Origin of the sequence: Candidatus Symbiopectobacterium sp. NZEC127 (genome assembly GCF_025962675.1) — a bacterium.
GTDB lineage: Bacteria > Pseudomonadota > Gammaproteobacteria > Enterobacterales > Enterobacteriaceae > Symbiopectobacterium.
Window position 1 is genome coordinate 1 of record NZ_JAGFPG010000095.1, and the last position, 532, is coordinate 532.

General features: G+C 58.1%; 1 protein-coding gene. It reads right to left on the bottom strand.

All coding sequences use genetic code 11. The features are described from left to right. On the bottom strand, window positions 1-439 hold a 439-nt coding region (gene hycI, locus J5069_RS24100), incomplete at its 3' end, for a hydrogenase maturation peptidase HycI (RefSeq protein ID WP_264646157.1). Between the last annotated feature and the right edge of the window lie 93 nt (window positions 440-532).

The window sequence follows — 532 nt, forward strand, 5'->3', positions numbered from 1 at the left end:
GCATGAATCCACCGTCACCGTGCCAATGAGGTAGCTGCTGATATATCTTGTCGACAGCCTGCGTGACTGCCCGGTTGACCGGGCAGTAAAATGCCACCAGTGCGGGCTGAATGCCGACAAAAATTACTTCCGGAATAAACGTTTGCAGCTCATCAATCATAAAGGTGAGCGGCATACTGTGGGTATTCATCAGCATATCTTCAGCAATACGTGTCGGATCGACGATGCGTATGGCGCCCGGTTCGAGCCCCATATCCGTAGCGTCCACCACGAGCAGGCGCTGCGGTGGCGCGGCGCGTAGGCGATGCACCGCGTTTTCCGGGATGGCACCCCCGTCGATGACCGCCCAGCCCGCTAGCGGGCTGTGTTGCAATCGTTCGGCAAGCAGTGGCCCTGCGCCGTCGTCACCCATCATCACATTGCCTACCGCCAGTACCATGTTGGGTGCTGTGCGCGGTGTATCCGTCTCAACGGCGTCCAGGTTGGCAAGATGCGCTTCCCAATTCATCGCTTACTCCTCCACCCGTTTAAC